The sequence below is a fragment of the Arthrobacter sp. Leaf69 genome (assembly GCF_001422645.1).
GTDB lineage: Bacteria > Actinomycetota > Actinomycetes > Actinomycetales > Micrococcaceae > Arthrobacter.
In genome coordinates this window covers 134709-156461 of the sequence record NZ_LMLR01000013.1, presented here as the reverse complement: position 1 = coordinate 156461, position 21753 = coordinate 134709, and the positions used below count along the sequence as shown (strand labels likewise).

Below are 21753 nucleotides of genomic sequence, written 5' to 3'. Positions count from 1 at the left end.
CCCTGGTAGTCCTGCCGGGCGGTGGCCCTGGACCTCCTGAGGCGGTTCTCCCGTGTCAACGCCGGTCACGCGGTTTTTGTGCCCGATGTCGGGTCATTTTTGCTTAAGCCTCCGGTGAACGCCAGAGTCCTCTGGTCCGTGACGGCAGGCTCCGGCCGCCGTGTCCGGGGACGGGCGCCCGCCGGATCCGCTGATCAGCCGAAAAGCGGCGCAAATTCGCGGAAAATCACGGCGCGCCCTCCCTCCTCACCGGAATTGGCCCGCATCGGTGGCAGAGTTTCGATTGTTAGTAATGCCAGGGTGGAGGATTTGTATGCAGGATCTACGGCTTGTAGGCGTCCACGACGACGGGGAGCATCTCCTGTTGAGCGGCGCCGGCGGCGAGATGTTCCAGCTGCCAATCGATGAAGCACTGCGGGTGGCAGCCAGCCGGACAACGGCCAAGGCCGCCTCCGTCGCGGCCGCCGCGCCCATTGCCATGTCCCCGCGCGATATCCAGGCGCGGATCCGCAGCGGCTCGACGGCGGCAGAGGTGGCGGAGCTCTCCGGGATTCCGCTCGCCAAAGTCCAGCGCTACGAGGGTCCTGTGCTCGCCGAGCGTGAGTACGTTGCCCAGCAGGCCCGCAAGGTGGAGGTGGCCGCCCCCGCCCCCGGCCACGACGTGTACCGTTCGGTGTTCGGTGACCACCCGGCTTCACTCGGCGACATGGTGGCCCACCGGCTCAGTGCGCACGGCATTGAAGCCTCCTCTGTGGAATGGGACTCCTGGCGGCGCCCCGATGGCAGCTGGAACGTCGTGGCGCGCTTCGAGGCCAAGCCTGGCGGCCCTGCCGGAATCGGTGAGGAACCGCCGGCCATGTGGACGTTCAGCCCGGCCCGGAAATCCTTGCAGAACGCGAACCGCTGGGCGCAGCAGCTCAGCGAACTGGAGCCCCTCGACGGTCCCGTCCCCGCGCGCCGGCTCACGGCCGTCTCGGACCGACCCTTTGATTTTGAGACCGACGCCGATGCTGCCGCCCGCACCGCCACCGCGCAGCTCCAAGTGGTCCAGCAGCTGAAGCAGGAGCAGGAGTCCGACGGATTGCTGGACATGCTGCGTTCCCGCCGCGGCCAGCGCCTCGGCGTGGACGAAGACGCCGACGACGCCCTCGCCAAGCTCCTGACCAGCAGCGTACCCGCGGCCCATCCGAGGCCCGCCGAGGTCCTTGCCGAGGTACCGGCCGGCCCGGAAGACGGTGAGCAGGGCAGCGAAGAGCACGGGGCCGACAGTGACATTGACGCAGACGGAGCCGACATCCCGGCCCCGCAGCGCGTGGAGGCAGCGGAGACGGAAACCAGCCCGGTCTCCGATCCGTGGGAACGCCGCCGCGACGGCAGGCCCTCGATCATGTCGCGGCTGACCTTGGCTCCGCGCCATGAAGACGAGCCGGACGACGCCCTGAAACTGCATGACGGTGTCAGCACCGACACCAGGGAAATCACCATTGCGGCGTCGCAGTTGCGGCCCGTCGGCCAGCAGGGACCCACCTCCAGCCCGGGGCTCGACGAGCTCCTGGGCGGCGGGACCTCTCGGCGCCAGCAGCGTGAGTCCCCCGCCCCGGCCCGGGACGACCGCGATGCGGAGCAGCCCGAGCGGCAGCCGGCGAAGTCCAAGCGCTCCAGCATTCCCAGCTGGGACGAAATCGTCTTCGGCGCCCGCGGCGACTAACTAGCCGCGGAGCCCGGGCCCCGGCCGGCAGTCAAAACACGGCTGGCAGCCACCACGCGCCGTCAGGCGCGGGGGGCCCTTTTTCCGTCCGCCTGGAAGCACAGCAACGGGACTTCCCGTTCAGCCCGCGTCAGTGAACCGTGCTGGCCCACGACGTCAAGTGCTGTGGGCCGGACGCGCCGGGTGTCATAGAAAGCCAGCGGCTCCCGGGCAGCGATCATCACGTCGCCGATCCGCGGGGCGACTTCGGCCCGGACCTCGCCGAAGAGCCCTGCGGTGATGGCTTCCTCCCGGGTGAAGGCCCAGATCCGTTCGCCGAAACGGGCCCGCCAGGCGTCAAGCAGCCGGACGCGGCCGGCGTCGTCGTCCTGCTCTTCGAGATACAGGTGAACCATCCGCGGCTCGCCCGCCGTGTGGCGGACCCCGGCAATGAGATCCGGGTCGGCCGAATAGTCGATGCGCTGGGATTCCGGGACGTCGAGCATTCCGTGATCCGCCGTGAGCAGGATGGTGGTGCCCGCCGGCAGGGTGGCGCTGAGCCGTTTCACGGTGGCGTCGAGTTCCTCGAGCTGGTGCTCCCACTGCGGTGACTGGCAGCCGTGGCGGTGACCGGCCTTGTCCAGTTCATTGACGTAGAAGTACATCAGCGAGCCGTCCGCACCGGCCATTGCATCGGCGGCGGCCGCGGTCCTGGCGTGCGAGGTGGTGGCGGTGACATAGCGGCCGCCCCGGAGCGCGGCCCGGGTCATGGCGGAGTCGCTGAACTGCGGAAGGCTGACGGTGGTGACCTCGACGTGGTCCGCGGCCCGTTCGAAGACGGTGGGGAACGGCTGCCACTGCTGCGGGTCGACGCCGGCGTCCCACCCTCCCAGCATGTTGACCACACGGTCCTGGTCCGGGTCCAGCACGTCGTAGCCCACCATGCCGTGCTGTCCGGCCGCGAGCCCGGTGCCGAAGCTGGCCAGGGAGGCGGCCGTGGTGGAGGGGAACGCCGAATCCAGGGCGACCGGCACCCGCCCCTGGCCGGACTGCATGACGGAGCGAAGGAACGGTGTGTGCGCCGATTTCTGCTTGAGCAGGTTGCGGCCCAGACCGTCGGCGAGGACCACGCAGACGCGCTTGGAGGCGGGCAGGTGCAGGCGGTTCTCGAAGCCGGGAACACCCAGGCTGGCCGCGGCGCTCGTAAGCACTTCGGCGACGGAGCGGTCCCCGAACGCCGGGGCCGCGGGCAGGCCCGGTGCTGTGGCCTGCGCGGTGGCCTCGGGGAGGGACGGGGCGGAGGACAACGGTTCGGGCACGCGGACCGGCGTCATCTCAGCGCTGGTGGCCGCGGCTGGCGCGGTTTCCGAAGACGCCCATCCGCGGGCGGGGCGGGAGCCCGGGCCCGGTGTGGGGCGTCGGAGCGGAGGATCCGGTGTTTACGGCGCGGAGGGCCCGGGCGAAGAGCTTGGCGTCCTGGACGGCCTGCAGGCCGTCTGCTTCGGCGCTGATCCGGAGCACGATGTCCTCCTGGGCGATGGTGCCGCTGTAGCCGTGGTCGGCCTCGCACTGCGGGTCGCCGCAGCTGGCCGGGCCCATGTCGAGGCGCTGGCCGCCGGACCAGGCGATGGAGAGGGTCAGCTCGCGGACCGGATCCGATGGTTTGTAGTCCTGTGGCTGGGCGTACACGTAGCTGAGCACCACGGAGCGGATCTGCGTGACGGGCACGGATTCGGTGGAGACCTGCGCTACCGTCTGCTCCCCCGCCTCGTCGAGCTGCTGGTCGTCCACGTGGGTGATGACCAGCATGTCCTCAGTCAGGACCAGCACCGTGATGTGGCGGCGGACCTCGGCGCGGTCGAAGTGCGTCTCGAGGTGCACCAGGTGGGCCACGCAGTCGCGCCCGTCGAGGGCGTCGGCAACGACGTCGGCCACCAGCCGGGGGTAGAAGCCGGCCTGCTGGAGGGCGCCTTCCAGGCTCTGGCCCTGCGCGCTGTGGTCATGCAGGCCGTGGTGGTGCGTGCCCGGGCGTCCGGAGACGGTTGCCTGGGGCTTGGGTGTCGGAGACTGAAAGCTCATGGTCTCCATTTTCACAGATCGGTTGGGGACATGCTAACCATTGCCGGCCCGGCAGCGCCCCTCGGCGCCCCTCCGCTCCCTGCAGCCCTCCGTTCCCCGGGGCTCTCAGCTCCCCCTGGCTCTCAGCGCGCCGGGGATCAGCTGCGCCGGGCGATCAGCTGCGCCTGGCGAATCAGCTGCGCATGGCACGGCGGGCACTGTCGGTGCGCTGGGCGGCGTTTGCGATCCGGACGTCGGCGGAGAGGATGGCGGCCCCGTCCGGCCCGGCGAGCACGGGGTTGAAGTCGACGAGGGCGATTTCCGGATGGTTGTCCTTGAGCCGGGTGAGCCGGGCGGCAAGGTCCTCCAGCGCCCCGGCGTCGACGGCCGGCAACCCCTGGTAGCCGAAGAGCTTCCGCGAGGCCCGCGGGGCCCGGATGAAGTCATGCAGGTCGGAGCCGGAGAGCGGCGGCACCCGGTGGGCCCAGTCGTCGAGCAGGTTGACCGCATCACCGGCCAGGCCGAACGAGACCACCGGGCCCAGCAGCGGGTCCTCGATGGCGCGGAACGTGCAGGCCTGTCCCACCGGAGCCATCGTCTGCACTTCCAGCGACGGCGAGCCGTAGCGTTCCAGCGATCTGCGCATCTCCAGCACGTTCCGCCGCAGGGAGTCGGCGTCCTGGATGTCCAGGCGCACCCCTCCGAGGTCCAGGCGGTGCCGCAGCGCGGGGTCGGTGGTCTTCAGGGCCACCGGCCAGCCGAGCCGGTCCGCTGCAGCTACCGCCTCCTCGGCGGTGTCGAAGCCAACGGACGGAACCACCCTGATGCCGTAGCGGGCCAGCAGGCCCGCGGCCGTCTCCGCGTCCAAACGGACGAGCTGTTCGCCCCCGACCCCGGACAGCAGCCTCTCCAGCTCGTCGCGGGTGCCGTCCGGGTCACAGCCCTCAGGCTCTATGAAGAGGCCCTGGTCCCGGTCCAGCCACTGGGCGTAGCGGACCACGGATCCCAGCGCGGCCACTGCCGCGCCGGGGTTGGAGTAGCAGGGAACCACCGTTGATCCGGCCTCGTCACCCACCATCCCTTCCACATAGATGGACGGGTCCAGCAGTCCGCTGAACGCCGCCACCACGGGTTTGCCGGCCGCCACCGAACACTCGGCGAGCACCCCGGCGATCTTTTCCACGGTCAGGCCACGGGCGGGCAGCAACGCCACAACGGCAGAGTGAACGGTGTCTGCAGTGAGGACCTCCTGCAGGCTGTGCCGCAGCGCCGGCAGCGCCACGGACATCCCGGCGTCGAGATCGACGCCGGTGACGATCCGCTCCACCCCGAGCCCCTGCTTCGCCGCGCTGTCCGCAACCACCTTGCCGAGCGCCTGGGAGTTGCTGAACACGGCGACCCCCGGGCCCTTCGGCAGGGGCTGGCTTGAGACGATCTGGGCGACGTCCATGAGCTGTTCGATGGTCTCGACGCGGATCACGCCGGCCTGGCGCATCATCGCGTCGAGGGCCTCCGGCGGCGCCTGCGTGGTGCGGACGGCGTGGCCGGGCGGCAGCCCCAGGCCCATCGCGTCGGACTTCGCCACAATGACGGGTTTGGTCCGGGCCAGGCGCCGGGCCAGCCGGGAGAACTTGCGCGGGTTGCCGATCGATTCCAGGTACAGCCCGACGGCGGTGGTGTCGGCGTCGTCCTCCCAGAACTGCATCATGTCGTTGCCGGAGACGTCGGCGCGGTTGCCGGCCGAGAGGAACGTGGAGATCCCGACGCGGCGCCGGCTGGAAGCCGCGTAGAGGGAGACGCCGATCGCGGCCGATTGGCTGAACAGGCCCAGCCCGCCGCGGCGCCCCAGCGAGGGCGCCATCGAGGCGTTGAGGGACACGGCCGGGTTGGTGTTCATGATGCCCAGCGAGGCGGGACCGATCACGCGCATCCCGTCCGAGCGGGCCTGCCGGACGAGTTCGCGCTGGCGGGCGAGGCCGCGTTCGCCGTCGTCCGCGTAGCCGGCGGTGGCCACTACGATCCCCTTGACCCCGGCGGCACCGCACTCCTCCACCACCTTGGGGACCTCGGCGTAGGGAACGGCGATGATGGCGAGCTTGACCGGGCCCGGCACCTCGGAGAGGCGGCCGAAGGAGAGCATGCCGGCGAGCTCGAAGGCCTCCGGGTTGATCGCGTAGACCGGGCCGGTGAAGTGTGCCTCGATGATGTGTTCCAGCAACTGGTAGCCCACGGTGCCCCACTTGCGGCTGGCACCGATCACGGCCACGGAGGACGGGGCAAGGAGTTCCTGGATGCTGCGGGCCTCGGCGCGGTGTTCCCGGGATTCCATCACGGCGCGGGACTTGTCCGTGGGGTCGATGTTGAATTCGAGGCTGACCACACCGTCGTCGAAATGCCGCTTGACGTCGTAGCCGGCGTCGGAGAACACCATAAGCATCTTCCGGTTTTCCGGGAGCACCTCGGCGCTGAACTTCCGGATCCCGTTTTCCCGGGCGGCGGCGGCGAGGTGTTCGAGCAGGATGGAGCCGATGCCGCGGCCCTGGTGCGCGTCGGCGATGTTGAACGCGACCTCGGCCTCCGCGGGGTCATCGAGCCGGTCGTAGCGGCCGATGCCCATGATCTCGCCGCCGATGGTGATCACCAGGGCCACGCGGTCCTTGTAGTCCACCTCGGTGAACCGTTTGAGTTCCTTCGAGGAGAGTTTGGACTTGAACGCGAAGAAGCGCATGTAGATGGACTTCTGCGACTGCCCCACGTGGAAGGCCTGGACCGCGTCCGCGTCGGCCGGGTGGATCGGGCGCAGATGTGCCGTCCCGCCGTCGCGCAGGACAACATCGGCTTCCCAATATTCCGGATATACACCGTCCACGGGCTGATCCACCATAGGCTTAGCCTAGTCATAAACTTTTGCAGCACACGTTCAGCACCCCTCAGAAGGACCCACCCGCCTCATGGCCCGCCGCCAGACCCCGTCCCCGGCAGGGGAAGCCAGCCCCGATTCCGCAGGAATATTCACAGAGAATATCGTCGATATCGACGTCACGTCGGAGATGGAAGGATCGTTCCTCGAGTACGCCTATTCGGTGATCTACTCGCGGGCCCTTCCGGACGCCCGCGACGGGCTGAAACCCGTCCAGCGGCGCATCCTGTACATGATGAGCGAGATGGGCCTGCGCCCGGACCGCGGCCACGTCAAGAGCGCCCGCGTGGTGGGCGAGGTCATGGGCAAGCTGCACCCGCACGGCGACACCGCCATCTACGACGCGATGGTGCGCATGGCCCAGGACTTCTCGCTGCGGCTGCCCCTCATTGACGGGCACGGCAACTTCGGCTCGCTCGACGACGGCCCGGCCGCCCCGCGGTACACCGAGGCCAGGCTGGCGGCGGCGGCGCTGACCCTGACGGACCACCTCGACGAGGACGTCGTCGACTTCGTCCCCAACTATGACAACCAGCTGACCCAGCCGGACGTGCTGCCGGCCGCGTTCCCGAACCTGCTGGTCAACGGGGCCACCGGCATCGCCGTCGGCATGGCCACGAACATGGCCCCGCATAACCTGGTGGAAGTGATCGCCGCCGCGCGGCACCTGATCGAGCACCCGGACGCCACGCTCGAGGACATCATGAAGTTCGTCCCCGGCCCGGACCTGCCCACGGGCGGCCGGATCGTCGGGCTGGACGGGATCCGCGACGCGTACGCCACCGGCCGCGGCTCGTTCAAGACCCGGGCCAAGGTGGAGGTGGAGCAGCTCTCGGCCCGCCGCACCGGGCTGGTGGTCACGGAACTGCCGTACATGGTGGGGCCGGAGAAGGTGATCGAGAAGATCAAGGACGCCGTCAACGGCAAGAAGCTCACCGGCATCAGCGACATCGTGGACCTCACGGACCGCAAGCACGGCCTGCGCCTCGTGATCGAACTAAAGAACGGATTTAACCCCAACGCCGTGCTTCAGCAGCTGTACCGCTACTCTCCGATGGAGGATTCCTTCGGCATCAACAACGTCACCCTCGTGGACGGGCAGCCGCAGACCCTGGGGCTGCTCCAGCTGCTCTCCGTCTACGTGGAACACCGCATCAACGTCGTCCGCCGCCGCACCGCCTTCCGCCTCGGCAAGAAGAAGGACCGCCTGCATCTGGTGGAGGGGCTCCTGATCGCGATTGTGGACATCGACGAGGTCATCCAGATCATCCGTTCCTCGGACGAGGCGGCCGCGGCCCGGACACGGCTGATGTCCATCTACGACCTCTCCGAGATCCAGGCCAACTACATCTTGGAGCTCCGGCTCCGGCAGCTGACCAAGTACTCACGGATCGAACTTGAGAAGGAGCAGGACGAGCTGCGCCGCGAGATTGCCGAGCTGGAAGCCATCCTCGGCTCCAGCGAGCGGCTCCGGGCCCTCGTGTCCGCAGAACTGGCCGAGATCGCGGAGAAGTACGGCACCCCCCGCCGCACCGTGCTGCTCGAATCCGAAGCCGTCTCCCCCACCGTCGCCGCCCTGGCCGCCGCGCCGGGGGCCAAGGGCAAGGCCGCTCCCCTCGCATTGGAGATCGCGGACGACCCCTGCTGGGCGATCCTGACTGCCTCCGGCCAGATCGCCCGCACCGCCAACCAGGACAGCCTCGCCGAGGCCGGCCCGCGGACCCGGCACGACGTCTTCACCTCGGTGGTCAAAACGTCGGCACGCGGCGAGATCGCGGCCATCACCTCGCAGGGGCGCATGCTCCGGCTCCAGGTGATGGACATGCCCGTGCTGCCGCCGACCTCGGGCACCCCGAACCTGGCCGGCGGTGTGCCGGCCAAGGACTTCATTACCCTCCTCAAGGGCGAATCGCTGGTGGCCTTCGCGCCGCTGGATGAGGTCCTGGCGATTGGTACCGCCCAGGGCGTGGTCAAGCGCGTCCAGCCCGACTATCCGCTGAACCGCGAGGACTGGGAAGTGATCGCACTCAAGGACAAGGACACCGTGGTGGGGGTGGCTGCCGCGGGCTCCGACGACGTCGACCTCGTCTTCGTGACGCGGCAGTCGCAGCTGCTGCGCTTCCCGGCCTCCGCGGTCCGTCCGCAGGGCCGGACTGCCGGAGGTATGGCCGGTATCAAGCTGGCCGCCGGGGACCGGGTGCTGTTCTTTGGCGCCGCCAGCCCGGCCGACAGCGATGCCGTCGTGGTGACCATCGCCGGCACGGAAGGGGCGCTGCCCGGCACCGCCCCGGGTGCCGCCAAAGTCACCGCCCTCGCCGAATACCCCGCCAAGGGACGCGCCACCGCCGGGGTCCGGGCGCACCGGTTCCTCAAGGGTGAGGACACCCTGCTGCTCGCGTGGGCCGGTCACGGCCCCGCCAAGGCGTCCTCGCTGGCCGGTGTGGCCCGTTCCCTGCCCGGGGAACACGGCCGCCGCGACGGGTCCGGCATTCCGCTGTCCCAGGCCATCGATGCGATTGGCCCGAGCATGGCCTGGCAGCAGGAGCCCGCGGAGGCCTAGGCCCCCGCGGGTGCTGTTTGGGCCGCGGGCCGTGCTTAGGTCGACGCCCGGGGCAGCCGTCACGCCCACCGCTCACTCATTTGCCACAAATGGCCGCTATAGGTCCCCTCATGGCGGCCATCCGTGGTGAATGGCCGGCAGAGGGCGAGCTCCGCAGACCGGAGTGTTTGATAAGGGGTTTTCGAGCAAACGGACATTGGTTTTCGGTCCTGAATTGCGTAGAACTCGGCACGCTCTAAGTCGTGCCCCGCTCGAGGGTGCACACCGTTATGGATGAGAGGCCCGCGGCTGGAACCGAAGGCTCATATCCTTCAGGTTCCACTTGCGGGAAGCATAATCTCCGCTTGGATTGAACCGCAAGGCATTGAACTTTGGTGGCCGATGGCCTAGCCCGGCCCGGACCCGTGCCGTACGATGACCCCAGTCCGCAGGTGTGCTGATATTGGGGGTTACGTGTCGAAACGACTGCGGGTCGGTGCCGTGCTCGTATCTGTGGCGGTGGCCCTGTCCGGATGCTCCGGCAGCCTGCAGGCCGCTCCCTCAACCTCTCCGCCACTGTCATCTGCGCAGCCGTCAGCCTCGGCAGCCGCAGCTTCCGCAGCCGCAGTCCCGGCCGGACAAACGGGACGAACAGGCCCGTCCCATACGCCAACAAGCAGCGCGACCGGAGCAGCCATGGCAAACGTGACGGTCGAACCCCACCTGTTCGACCGGCAGGGCGAGAAGCACGAGGCCGCCCTCGGAAGCGGATGGGAAACCTCACCGATGTTTCTTGTGGTGTCCGACAACCGGGACAAGGCGGCCAAGGCACTGCGGGCGGCTGCAGTTCGCTTCTATTCCGTAGATCAGAACGGCGCGGAACTGACGCGTGAGGAGATGACTGGCGAATTCCCCCAGTACACTCCCAACTATGTTTCCGATGTCTACCTGACCGATTTGGGTCCATTGATCTATGCAGATACAAAAGGCGAACTCTCAACGGGCATGGCCGACGGAATGCTGCGAATCCTTGTAGCCGAACTCCGGTCGCAGGGAATCACCGCGGTTGTGACGGCGCCGCCGAAAAGTCTCTCGTGGGAAGACGCCCCCACGATGCGGCTGTCTCCGTAGTCAACCCGACGCTCCGGCTCCGGCCCGCCGTCGACCACCACCGGCCCATCCGGTGCTCCGGAAGAAATACCCTTAGACTGCTCGCATGCCTATCATCCCGGATATCAAGGACTGGACCTGGGTCCTGCAGCGGACCTGCGCGGAGTGCGGTTTTGATGCCTCGGTGGCGACACCTGCGACAGCGCCGGGGATCGTGGAGAACATGCTCCCCCGCTGGCGGTCCGCCCTGCGGCGTCCGGACGTGGCTGAACGCCCGGACGAAAACACGTGGTCCGTCCTCGAATACGCCTGCCACGTCCGCGACGTGTTCAGCCTCTTCGACCACCGGCTCGGCCTTATGCTGACCGAGGACGACGCCCGGTTCGCGGACTGGGACCAGGACGTGACCGCCGTCGAGAAGGACTATGCCAACGCCGACCCGGCCGAGGTCAGCACGGAACTCACCGCGGAGGGCGAGCAGATCGCCGCCTCCTTCGGGCGCATCCCCGAGGAACAGTGGGGGCGCAAGGGCACCCGCAGCAACGGCTCGGAGTTCACCGTGCTGACGTTCGCGCAGTACTTCCTGCACGACGTCGTCCATCACCTCCACGATGTGGATGGCTGACGCGTGGAGGGGTAGCGCGCGGCCTGATGGCGCCTGGACGGAAAGCTACAGTTCCTTGTCCCACGCCATGCTGCTGTTGACGGGGACATAGCCCATCTTGGCGTACAGGGCCAGGGCACCGGTGGGGTTCTCCGAATCGACATCGAGCGAGGCCTTGTCCATGCCCGCCGCGGCGAAGCGGCGCATCGCGTCGGCGAGAAGGGCCTGCGCCACCCCGCGGCCGCGGAACTCGCGCCGCACACCCAGCAGGTCGGTGTAGCCCTCCTTGTAGCCCCTCGTCCCGGCGCTCACGGCGTCGTGGCTGGCAAGCTGGTAGCCGGCCACTCTTCCGGTGGAGCGTTCGACGGCGACGGCGCTCAGGTCCGGCCGGGCCAGTGGATCATTCACCACAAAGCCCCAGGCCTCCTCGTCCCGGGGCTCGCTGCCCCAGTGATCCCGGAAAGCCTCGTTGTGCGCCAGCCGGACGGGCTCGTGCAACGCGGGTCCAAAGCCCACGATTTCCAGCCCGTCGTCCAGGCGCGCCTCCGGGAGGTGGTCCGTGAGGGGGCGGTGCATCTCGTGGTAGTAGCGGACGATCCGGTAGCCGGCGTCGCCGAACAGGGCGGCCTGGTGGGTGTGCTGCTCTTCCATGTGGAGCCGCAGCCGTGGGCTGGAACCCGGCACGGCGTCCTCGGCGAACCGCTGCCGGGTCCGTGCCTCCATCCAGCCCAGCAGCCCGGCCCCGATGCCCCTGCCCTGCCATACCGGATCGACGCAGCCGTACCCGATCGCCTTCTCACCCTCCGGGTTCTTGGTGATCCGGCCGTAAGCCCTGGCGGTGGCCTGCGCGTCGAAGCCGAGGATCGTGTTCGCCGCGGCCGGGTTCGCCTGCGATTCGAGGACCTGTTCCAGGTCGGCGCGGCGCTCAAACCAGACGGGCCGTTCGACGTCGGCAGTCCGGGCGATGAGCGCCGCCCAGCTGTCCAGGTCGTCGGTCACGGCGGGCCGCCACTGCAGGCGGGTGTCCAGGCTGGCCAAGGGCTCGGCGAATCCGTTCATGGCAACAGGCTAACGTCCGGCCTACCCCCGCGCCAGCAAGGGCGTTGCCTCCGGCGAGGGTGCTGTGTGCCCGGCCGCCGGTCGGTCGAGGTCGAGGCGGCTGTCGTCCGGGGAGATGTCCTCCGGGTTGTGCGTCACGAGCACCACGGTGCGGTCCCGCAGGCCGTGCCGGAGCTCAGCCAGCATCTCCCGGCCGGACTCCGCGTCCAGGTGGGCCGTGGGTTCGTCCAGCAGGATCACGTCCGCTCCGGTCAGGAGGGTGCGGGCCACTGCGAGGCGCTGCCGCTCGCCGCCGCTGAGGAAGTCCCCTCCTGGTCCGATCCGTGTGTCCAGGCCATGCTCCAGGCGCCCGACCAGCGGCCCGAGGCCCACCGCCGCCAGGGCGTCCTGCAACCGCTGCTCCGGCTCTCCCCCGCGGTCGCCCTCCGGGAGCCCCAGCAGTAGGTTGCCGCGGATGGTCGAGTCAAAGAGGTGCGCCTCCTGGGGGCACCAGGCCGCCCGCCCGCTGAGCAGGATCTGGCCGTTGGCTGCCGGGAGGAAGCCCAGGACGACGGCGAGCAGGGTGGACTTTCCGGACCCCGACCCACCGGTGACGGCAAGCCAGCGCCCGGGGTCGGCCGTGGCGTCGAGGCCGGTGAAGACCATCGGCCCGCCCGGCCACGCCGCGGCCAGGTCCCGGAGCTCGATCCCGGGCTTGCCGCCGGGCCGGCCGACAACGGGAACCAGCCCGCCGGACGCGTCGGCATCGGCGCTGTCCAGGACGCCGGCTTCGCCGATGCGTGCCAGCACGGCACGCAGCGCCGGGTACTGGCGGACCGCCGTCGTGATGGCCGCGTAGGGTTCCACGAGCGCCAGCTGCAAGAGTACGACCACCGCGACGGTCGACGCTTCCACGGCTCCGCTAAGAGCCAGCGGAGCGGCCAGCACGGCGCTGGCCAGGGCGGCCGTCCCGCAAGCCAGTACGGTCAGTCCCTGGCCGAGTCCTTCGGCCCATGCCGAGCGTTGGGACGCGGCGGTCGCAGAACGGTCGGCGCGGGTGATGGCGTCGAGCACCGGGCCGGCCACGCTGTTGGCGTGGAGTTCGGCGCGGGCGTCGAGGGCCGCCGCCACCTGGCGGAGCACTCCGGAACGGAGCCGCTGCTCGGTACCGGCGGACATCCTGTCCGCGGCCAGCGCCAGGGCGGGGGCCGCCACGAGACTCACCAGGGCGGCCGCGATGACGGCGGGGAGCGCGGCCGGCAGGAGCCACGCGACGCTGGCGACGGCAGCTGCCGCGACGGCGACGGCGGTCAGCGGCGGCAGGACCACGCGGGGCAGCAGCTCGCGGACCGTGTCGACGTCGTCCACGACGGTGCCCAGGACGTTGCCGCCCTGCAGCAGCCGGCGCAGCGAGAGGGCGCGGCGGCTCAGTGATTCCCAGAGCCTGCCGCGGAGCCGGGTCAGGGCGGCGAAGACGGCGTCGTGCAGCAGGAGACGCTCGAGGTAGCGCAGGACTGCCCGGCCAATGCCGAAGAACCGCACGCCGACGATTGCTGTAAGCAGGTACAGGATGGGCGGCTGCTCGCTGGCACGGATGATGAGCCAGCCGGACAGTCCGGCGAGGGCGACGGCGAAGAGGGCCGCCAGGGTGCCGACGGCGCCGGCCGCGGCGAATTTGGCTGCGACCGGTGCCAGCAGGCGGCGGAGCCGGGCTGCCGTAGAACCGCCTGGTGAGAGTGGTGTGTCCGCGTTTTGCGGCACGCCGGGCTGAGTCGCGCCGGCCTGGATCGCGCCGGCTTGCGGCACGCCTGGGCCCGGGGTGTCTGACGGCAGGAGGTCGTGCATCCCGGATGCGGACGGGTCGGCTGCGGACGGGAGTGCGGCAAGGGCAGCCGTCCCGGCGGCGGCACCCGTGAGTGTGGCGGTTGCGGCGTCGGCATCTTGGACAGCGGCGGCGGTGGCCGTGCCCGCGACGCCGGGTGCCACTGCCACGACGACGTCGGCGAGTTCCCGGGTCTGCCGGTCGTGGGCCACCAGCAGGACGGTGACCCTTCCGCGGAGCGCGGCGATGGCGCCGCTGACGGCGGTGGCGGATTCCCGGTCCAGGTGGGCGGTGGGTTCATCGAGCAGCAACACACGGGCTCCCGCCTCGATCCGGGCGAGACCGCGGGCCAGCGCCACCCGGCGCAGCTCCCCCGGGCTGAGCTCTGCGGGATGCTTGGCGGCGAGATGCTCCGCGGCGCAGGCTGCCAGGCAGCCCAGGGCAATAGCGTCGGCGTCCGCGGCGAGCCCCGGATCGCCGGCGCCGTCGGCCCGCCCCCCGGCAACTCCCAGATACAGCCGGACCTCGTCCAGCACGGTGGGCGCAGCCATCACGGGGTGCTGCGGCACCCAGGCAAGGTCCGCCGTCGTGAATCCTGCGATCCGTCCGGTGACAGTGGTCTTTTGGTCAGGGCCGCCGCCGGTTCCGATGGTGCCGGCCAGGACCCCCAGGACCGTGCTCTTGCCGGCGCCGCTGGGGCCGTCGAGGGCGGTGATCCGGCCGGGTGCGGCGGTGAAGCTCAGGGGCCCGACGGCGGCGTCCGTCCTGCCGCCGTAGCGGACGGTCAGCCCGGCCACGCTGAGGGTGGGCGGGGCCGCGGGCTCCCGGGATCCGGATGCTGCCCCGACAACAGCCGCAACGGAGGCAGCAGCGGGCACCAAGGGCGCGGCCTCGGGTGCCTCGAGGACGGCGGTGGTTTCGGCGAGCGCCGCACGGCCTTCGTCGCTGGCGTGGTGGGCGGTGCCGAGCTCCCGGAGCGGAAGGTAGCAGTCGGGGGCGAGGATCAGGGCCAGCAGTCCCGCTTCCAGTGCCATGTCGCCGTGGACCAGGCGGACACCGATGAAGACCGCGACGACCGCGACGGAGATGGTGGCGATGAGTTCGAGCGCAAGGGCGGAGAGGAACGCGGTCCGCAGGGTCCCCATGGTCCGGTGGCGGTATTCCTCGGAGAGGTCCTCGAGGGCTTTGCGCTGGGCGGTGGCCCGGCCCAGTCCGACGAGGACGGGCAGGCCCTTGGCAAGCTCCAGCATGTGGCCGGACAGCCGGGACAGGGCCGACTGGGCTTCCCGGACGCGGTCTTCTGTGTAGCGGCCGATCAGCACCATGAAGAGCGGCACCAGCGGCACGGTCAGCACAATGACAGCAGCGCTGATCCAGTCGGCATACAGGATGCGGGCGCCCAGCAGCAGCGGGATGGCTGCACAGTTCACCAAGGCGGGCAGGAACTGGGTGTAGTAGTTGTCCAGGGCGTCCAGCCCCCGGGTCGCGAGAATGGCGAGGCCGCCATCGGAGGGGCCCGCTGACCGGGTGCCGTTGCGCAATGCCCGCTCGAGCAACCGGGAGCGCAGCTCCTCCTTTACCCCCAGCGCGGCCCGGCGCGAAGCCACGGCCTGCGCCCAGACCGTCAGGGACCGGAGCACCACCCCCGAAACGCCCCAGTACAGCTGTGCACCCCAGGCGGGGTCTCCGGCCATCAGCCCGGCAAGCATGGACGCGACGGCCTGCGCCATCAGCACGAGGGACAGGGCCTTCAGCGCCGCGAGGAGGCCCAGCAGGTAGAGGGCGATGCGGTTCGCGGGGCCGGAGGGGAACTGCGGTCTCATCGGGTGCTAGTCCTTGGGTGCCAGTGCCTTGGCGGCGATGGCGGGGAGGAAGTTGTGGGCCTCGGGGATGTGAGCGTGGCTCACCCGGCGCCGGAACACCCAGTACGTCCAGGCCTGGTACGCGAGGACCAGCGGCAGCCCGATGCAGGCGACGATGCTCATCAGTCCCAGCGTGTAGTCCGAGGAGGAGGCGTTGGAGATGGTCAGGTGGAAGTCCGGGTTCAGGGTGGACGGCAGCACGACGGGGAACGCGGCGCCGAAGATCGAGGCGCTGCCGAGCAGCAGGAAGGTCCCCAGGGACAGGAACGCGCGGCCTTCGGCGCCCGTGCGGGCGAAGTTCCAGGCCACGACGGCGGCCACGACGGCGGCGACGACGGCCACCACGGTCCACACTTCGCCGCTGATCAGCTGCAGGCTGACCGCCCAGCCCGCCATTGGCAGCAGCAGGACGGGCAGGAGCCGGACGAACCACCGGCGTGCGCGGTGCCGGACGTCGCCGTCGGTCTTCAGGGCCAGGAACGCGAGGCCGTGCAGCAGCGAGAATCCGACGACGGCGAGGCCCCCAAGCACGGCGTAGGCGCTGAACCAGGCAAAGGGGCCGCCTTCGCGGTCACCGTTCGCGTTGATGGGGAGTCCGGTGGTGGTCAGCCCCAGTGCGGCTCCCACACCGAAGGCCGCCACGAGGGAGCCGAGCGAGATGGCCCAGTCCCAGCGAGCCCGCCACCGAGGGTTGTCCACTTTGCCGCGGTACTCGAAGGCCACGGCCCGGAAGATCAGTGCCACGAGGACCAGCAGCAGTGGCAGGTAGAGGGCGGAGAACAGGGAGGCGTACCAGAGCGGGAAGGCCGCGAAGGTGGCACCGCCTGCGGTCAGGAGCCAGACCTCGTTGCCGTCCCAGACCGGGCCGATCGTATTGAGAAGGACGCGGCGTTCGGTGTTGTTCCGGGCGAAGCCTTTCATCAGCATCCCGACGCCGAGGTCAAAGCCCTCGAGGAAGAGGTAGCCCGTCCACAACACCGCGATGGCGATGAACCAGATGGTGGGAAGCAGTTCCATGCTGAGTATCCTCTGCGTTTCTTGTGCGGGCGAAGGCTTAGTAGGCGAAGGCCAGGACGTCGTCCCCGGGCTTGCCGGGACCACCGCCCTTGGGAGTGGCGTCCTCGTTCTCGTCCACGGGGACGTGCGCGAGTTCCGGCATGGCGGCGACCACCCCGCCGCGGATGTACTTGACCAGCAGCCTGACCTCGACCACGAGAAGCACCGCGTACACGGCGGTGAGCACCACGAGGGAGGTCAGCAGTTCGCCGGCCGAGACGCCGGGTGAGACGGCCGCGGCGGTGAACATAAAGACCTGGTCGATTCCGCTGGGGTCCGGGTTGGGGGCGACGACGAACGGCTGCCGGCCCATCTCGGTGAAGATCCACCCCGCGGCGTTGGCCCCGAACGGCGCCAGGATCCCGAAGACGGCCAGCCGCATGAGGCCGCGGGAGGCGGGGACAGTCCCGTTGCGGGTGACCCAGAGGGCAATCAAAGCGGCCAACGCCGCCAGTCCGCCGAAGCCGATCATCATCCGGAAGCCCCAGTAGGTGACCTCCATGACCGGGACGTACTGGATCTCCTGCCCCGCCCGTTCCCCGTAGATGGGGTTGTCCGGCAGGTGCGTGCCGTAGTCGGCCTTGTACTGGTCGATCAGGCTGTTGACGCCTTGGACCTCGGTGGTGAAATCGCCCTTGGCGAGGAAGGACAGGATCCCGGGCACCTCGATGAGCGCCACGATGTCATCGCAGTTCTTGGAGCCGACGTTGCCGATGCTCAGGATGGAGAAGCCGGTGCCGTCGTGGCAGGCCGCTTCGGCGGCCGCCATCTTCATGGGCTGCTGTTCGAACATGAGTTTGCCCTGCAGGTCCCCCGTGATGGCGGTTCCGGCGAAGGAGATCATGGCGACGACGGCGCCGATCCGCAGGGACCGGATCCAGACGGCGTGGTCGGCGCGGTCCCGACCGGGTATGGCGGACTCCCCGGGGACCACCTTGCCGTCCTCGCCGATCGTGTCGATGCCGTCGTGGCGGCGGCGCCACAGGTGGTACCAGGCGATGCCCAGCAGGAACGCCCCGGCGACGGCGAGGGCACCGAAGATGGTGTGCGGAACGGCGACGAGGGCGGTGTTGTTGGTGAAGACCGCCCAGGCGTCGGTCATCACCGGACGGCCGTCGATCATCTCTACTCCGACCGGGTGCTGCATCCAGCTGTTCGCCACAATGATGAAGTAGGCGGAGAAGACCGATCCGATCACGGCGATCCAGAGGCAGGCAAGGTGGACGGCCGGTTTGAGCTGCTTCCAGCCGAAGATCCAGAGGCCGAGGAACGTCGACTCCACGAAGAAGGCGAGCAGCGCTTCCATGGCCAGCGGCGCCCCGAACACGTCGCCCACGAAGCGGCTGTACTCGCTCCAGGCCATGCCGAACTGGAACTCCTGCACAATGCCGGTGGCGACGCCCATGATGAAGTTGATCAGGAAGAGCTTGCCCCAGAACTTGGTCATCCGGAGGTATTCCGGCTTGCCGGTGCGGTGCCACATCGTCTGGATCACGGCGACCACGAGGCCAAGGCCAATCGTGAGCGGCACCATCATGAAGTGGTAGACGGTGGTGATTCCGAATTGCCAGCGTGCGATTTCCAAGGCGTCCAAGGCAGTCCCTACTTTGCTAGGCGAGCAACTTCTACGTCCCGTAGAAAGATTCTTCTACCGAGTGTAGAACACTTTGAAGGTTCCCTGCACCCCAGAGTCCCACGGGGCGCTCCGGCCCGCAATGGAGGCGCCGCCGGCCACGACACCTCACCTGCTGGCGCCCTTCAACCTCTACGCCCCGGGGCGTAGTCGGGCTGCGGCCCGGCCGCAGCCCCGGTGCGCGACACGCCCGGGCCGCGCAGTTCTACTTCATGTAGAAACTATTCGCAAAACACGGTAAATTTAAGACTGAAGTATTCACTTACCGCCCCGGCAGAGTCGATTCGCCGGAACGGCACTCACGAAGGACGTACGGAATGGCAAGTCTCGGTGAACTGGAACGGGCAGTGATGGATCTGCTCTGGGCAGGCCATGAGGCTGCCACGGCGAACACGCTGCGTGATCTGCTCGCCCAGAGTACGCGTGCGGAAAACGGCACCGCCGGGCATGTGGGCAAGGACCTCGCCGTCACGACAGTACTGACCGTACTCTCGCGCCTGGAGCGCAAGGGCCTCGTGGAGCGTGAGCGCGGCACCCGCCCGCACCGCTACCAGGCCGTCTCCAGCCGTGAAGACCACACCGCCGAGCTGATGCACGAGGTCCTGGGGTCCGCCCCGGACCGCGAGGCCGTGCTGGCCCGCTTTATTGGTTCCGTCACCGATACCGAGGCAGAAACGCTGCGCAAACTGCTGGGACTCAGCTAGCGCCCGATGTTCTGGACCTCATGGTTTCTGGCGGTCCTGGCGATAGTGCTGGCATGGCCGGTGCCTATCCTCCTTTCCCGCGCCCAGTGGCCTGCGCGTTCGCCGTTCACGGCCATGTTGCTGTGGCAGGCGATCGCCCTCGCCGGCGGGCTGTCCATGATCGGCGCCATGCTGGTGTACGGGCTGGAACCGGTCGGGGATAACCTGTTGGCCGGCCTCAGGGCCCTGGCCGGGATGGTCTTCAATAATGCGCCCACCACGGCGCTGGGCTTCTGGCACATCTTCGCCCTCTCGGCCGCTGCACTCCTGACAGCCCACTTGGTGTTCACCCTGCTGCTGACGTACTACAAGATCCAGCGCCAGCGGAGGCGGCACCGCGAGCTGCTAGCACTGCTCGCATCCCCGTCCGCTGACGGCCCGCGGACCATGGTGATCAACGTCGACTCCCCCGTCGCGTACTGCCTGCCGGGTGGTGCCCGCTCGGTCACGGTGCTCTCCGACGGGCTGATGGCGGCCCTGGAACCCGCCGAACTCCGTGCGGTCCTGAACCATGAAAACGCCCACCTGGACCAGCGCCACCATCTGCTGCTCTGGGCCTTTGCGGCGTGGCGCCAGGCCCTGCCGTGGCTGCCCACCACACGCCTGGCCCAGGAAGCGGTCAGTTCGCTGATCGAGATGCTCGCCGACGACGTCGCGCTGAAGACCGAGAGCAAGGCCACCCTGATCAAGGCGATCGCGATTGTGGCGAGCGGCTCCCCCGGTGCCCCGGATGCCCGGATGGCGTTCGGCGGACCGGAACTGTCCGACGTCGAGCCCGGCCAGCCCGGTGCCACCGGCGGCGCGGGTTCGGCGCGGACGACGGCGTCCCGCGTCAGCCGCCTGCTCTCCCCGCAGCCACCGCTGCCGGAACCCGTGCGCGTCGCTGTGCTGGCTGCCTGCCTGCTGCTGCTGGCCGTTCCCACGGCCCTGCTGATCGTTCCAGGCTTACTCGGCTGACACCTGCGGCGACCACCTTCGGAGCCTAAGCGCGCAGAAGCCGGGCCGCCCCGCCCGAGGGCGGAGCGGCCCGGCACCCATTGCACTGTTGCGGCGCGACGGCTACTTAAGCAGCTTGTTGGCCTTGTATTCGAGGTCCACGTTGCCGGTTCCGCTGCCCTTTGCGGTGCCGTTGACCGCCGAGGTGGTCATGCCAAAGGTGAGGGTGGAGTGGGCGACCGCGTCCGCCATTTCCTCAAGCACTCCGAGGTCGATGTTCTCGATGTCGTCGCAGGCCGCGTGGTAGCACGGGTCCAGCGGGGCACCCGCTTCGCCGCCAAAAATGGCCGCCTCCGCTGCGGTCTTCAGGTCCTCCGCACCGGTGAACAAACCGCCGGCAGGGATGCCGTTGTTGATGAACCCGAAGTAGTCGGACCGTCCGTCGAAGGCCGTGGGGGCAACCGGCAGATTCTGGGACTTGAAGTAGTCCAGGAAGACCTTCTCCACCAAAGCCGAGCCGTTGGGACCCTTCTCGCCGAACGCCGAGCCGTCGCCGTCGTAGACGTAGCGGACGAAGTTGGGCGAGCCGACCATGTCGAAGTTAAGGTTGACGGCATGGTCCTTGAGCTGGCGGGCCGTCAGCTGGGAGACGTAATACTCCGAACCGATCAGCCCGTCCTCTTCCCCGCCCCAGAACGCGAAGCGGATCCGGTTGGTCGGCTTGGCATCCAATTCGGCCAGCTGAATGGCGGTCTCCAGGATCGCGGCCGATCCTGAGCCGTTGTCGTTGATGCCGGGGCCTTCGGACACGGAGTCCAGGTGCGCGCCCACCACGACGGTGCGGTCGGCACGCCCGCCGGTGTCAGCCAGGATGTTGAAGGAGTCGATCCGGCTCACCCCGGCATCGACCGCGAGGCGCATCTCAACGCCGCTGAGCCCGGCGAGTTCGACTCCCGTGGCGTAGCTGGTGCTCACGACGGGGATTGCTGCCTGCGGCAGGTCCAGTGTGCCGCCGAACAGACTGAGTCTGTCATCCCCCGGGACGACGTTGCCCTGGTTGAAGATGATGACGCCGGAGGCCCCGGCCGCGGCGGCGTTGTCCGCCTTGATCCGGAAGGTGCAGGTGCCGCGCTGGATGAGGGCGATGTTTCCCGCCGGGAAATTGGCGAAGTCGCCCGCTTCGCAGCCGCTGGTGGAGGCTCGATCGCCGGCCAGGTTGAGGTCGACGGCGGTCAGGTCGGCCGTGACGTCGCCCGCGCCCGAGTAGGACATGTCCAGGAAGTCGGTTCCATGGGTGTACGTCTCCGGGTTCGGTGAGACGCGCTCCAGTGACGCCGACGTAAAGTCGTAGCGGTCGTAGCTGAAGGGTTGGCGGACAGGTTTGTAGCCCGCGGCGTGGAGGGTGTCGTAAATGTAGTCGAGCGAGGCCGCGTAGCCCGGACTGTCGGCCGCGCGGTTGCCGCCATTGGCATCCGCGATCTCCTGCAGGGCTTCGAGGTGGTTCATGATATTTTCTGCGGAAACCGCGGAGCGCAGGGCGCCCGAGCTGGTTCCGGTTGCTGCAATGGCCGGCGGCGCGAAGCTGACCGCCAGTCCGATCGTGGCGGCGATGGCCGCGCGCTGGATATTCCGAGTTTGCCTCATAGGGGTCTCCTGGATTGCTGCGGAATCCGGCCCCGGGCGTCGTTGCCCGGAGCCGTGAGACGACACTATCGGATGGAGGCATACCCGGTTAGAGGGTATTT

Annotated in this window: 14 protein-coding genes; 6 read left to right on the top strand and 8 right to left on the bottom strand. The window is 69.0% G+C overall.

The window, feature by feature from the left end:
- Positions 1 to 313: 313 nt before the first annotated feature.
- The gene (gene sepH / locus ASE96_RS13655) at positions 314 to 1708 is read left to right on the top strand and encodes a septation protein SepH (protein WP_056431398.1); all 1395 of its coding nucleotides are present in this window, start codon (positions 314 to 316) and stop codon (positions 1706 to 1708) included.
- Between the two features lie 62 nt (positions 1709 to 1770).
- Here the strand turns inward: sepH and ASE96_RS13650 are convergent, their stop codons facing one another.
- The 3 genes from ASE96_RS13650 to ASE96_RS13640 form a co-directional block, all read right to left on the bottom strand.
- Positions 1771 to 3021, bottom strand: a complete 1251-nt coding sequence (locus ASE96_RS13650) for an alkaline phosphatase family protein (RefSeq protein WP_056431394.1) — start codon at positions 3019 to 3021, stop codon at positions 1771 to 1773.
- A 1-nt stretch (position 3022) separates the two neighbouring features.
- Complete coding sequence (locus ASE96_RS13645; protein ID WP_056431391.1) at positions 3023 to 3766, bottom strand: DUF5998 family protein; 744 nt, start codon at positions 3764 to 3766, stop codon at positions 3023 to 3025.
- A gap of 172 nt (positions 3767 to 3938) precedes the next feature.
- Complete coding sequence (locus ASE96_RS13640; RefSeq protein WP_056431389.1) at positions 3939 to 6629, bottom strand: bifunctional acetate--CoA ligase family protein/GNAT family N-acetyltransferase; 2691 nt, start codon at positions 6627 to 6629, stop codon at positions 3939 to 3941.
- Positions 6630 to 6696: 67 nt separating this feature from the next.
- Between ASE96_RS13640 and ASE96_RS13635 the strand changes: the two genes are divergently transcribed.
- From ASE96_RS13635 to ASE96_RS13625, 3 genes are all read left to right on the top strand, one after another.
- A complete protein-coding gene (locus ASE96_RS13635) occupies positions 6697 to 9225 on the top strand; it encodes a DNA gyrase/topoisomerase IV subunit A (RefSeq protein ID WP_056431386.1) in 2529 nt (842 codons plus the stop codon).
- Positions 9226 to 9900: 675 nt separating this feature from the next.
- Positions 9901 to 10335, top strand: a complete 435-nt coding sequence (locus ASE96_RS13630; protein WP_056431383.1) for a hypothetical protein — start codon at positions 9901 to 9903, stop codon at positions 10333 to 10335.
- An 85-nt stretch (positions 10336 to 10420) separates the two neighbouring features.
- Entirely contained in the window at positions 10421 to 10939 is a 519-nt protein-coding gene (locus ASE96_RS13625) for a DinB family protein (RefSeq protein ID WP_056431380.1), read from the top strand.
- A gap of 45 nt (positions 10940 to 10984) precedes the next feature.
- On the opposite strand, the gene ASE96_RS13620 is transcribed toward ASE96_RS13625, so the two are convergent.
- From ASE96_RS13620 to ASE96_RS13605, 4 genes are read right to left on the bottom strand one after another with little or no spacing between them, the layout of a single operon-like run.
- Positions 10985 to 11977 carry a GNAT family N-acetyltransferase gene (locus ASE96_RS13620; protein WP_056431377.1) on the bottom strand — a complete coding sequence of 331 codons (993 nt, stop codon included), beginning with the start codon at positions 11975 to 11977 and terminating at the stop codon, positions 10985 to 10987.
- A gap of 21 nt (positions 11978 to 11998) precedes the next feature.
- A complete protein-coding gene (cydD, locus tag ASE96_RS13615) occupies positions 11999 to 15601 on the bottom strand; it encodes a thiol reductant ABC exporter subunit CydD (RefSeq protein WP_056431374.1) in 3603 nt (1200 codons plus the stop codon).
- Positions 15602 to 15607: 6 nt separating this feature from the next.
- Entirely contained in the window at positions 15608 to 16657 is a 1050-nt protein-coding gene (gene cydB, locus ASE96_RS13610) for a cytochrome d ubiquinol oxidase subunit II (RefSeq protein WP_056431371.1), read from the bottom strand.
- Positions 16658 to 16694: 37 nt separating this feature from the next.
- Positions 16695 to 18290 (bottom strand): cytochrome ubiquinol oxidase subunit I, encoded by a 1596-nt coding sequence (locus ASE96_RS13605; protein WP_056431368.1) that lies wholly within the window; start codon positions 18288 to 18290, stop codon positions 16695 to 16697.
- A gap of 356 nt (positions 18291 to 18646) precedes the next feature.
- Here ASE96_RS13605 and ASE96_RS13600 point away from each other — a divergent pair, with 356 nt between their 5' ends.
- Together ASE96_RS13600 and ASE96_RS13595 are read left to right on the top strand one after the other, a co-directional pair.
- Entirely contained in the window at positions 18647 to 19033 is a 387-nt protein-coding gene (locus tag ASE96_RS13600; RefSeq protein ID WP_056431365.1) for a BlaI/MecI/CopY family transcriptional regulator, read from the top strand.
- Between the two features lie 6 nt (positions 19034 to 19039).
- Positions 19040 to 20029, top strand: a complete 990-nt coding sequence (locus ASE96_RS13595; RefSeq protein WP_056431363.1) for a M56 family metallopeptidase — start codon at positions 19040 to 19042, stop codon at positions 20027 to 20029.
- Between the two features lie 102 nt (positions 20030 to 20131).
- Here ASE96_RS13595 and ASE96_RS13590 read toward each other — a convergent pair whose 3' ends face one another.
- Positions 20132 to 21652 carry a M20/M25/M40 family metallo-hydrolase gene (locus ASE96_RS13590; RefSeq protein ID WP_056431360.1) on the bottom strand — a complete coding sequence of 507 codons (1521 nt, stop codon included), beginning with the start codon at positions 21650 to 21652 and terminating at the stop codon, positions 20132 to 20134.
- Positions 21653 to 21753 lie beyond the last annotated feature (101 nt).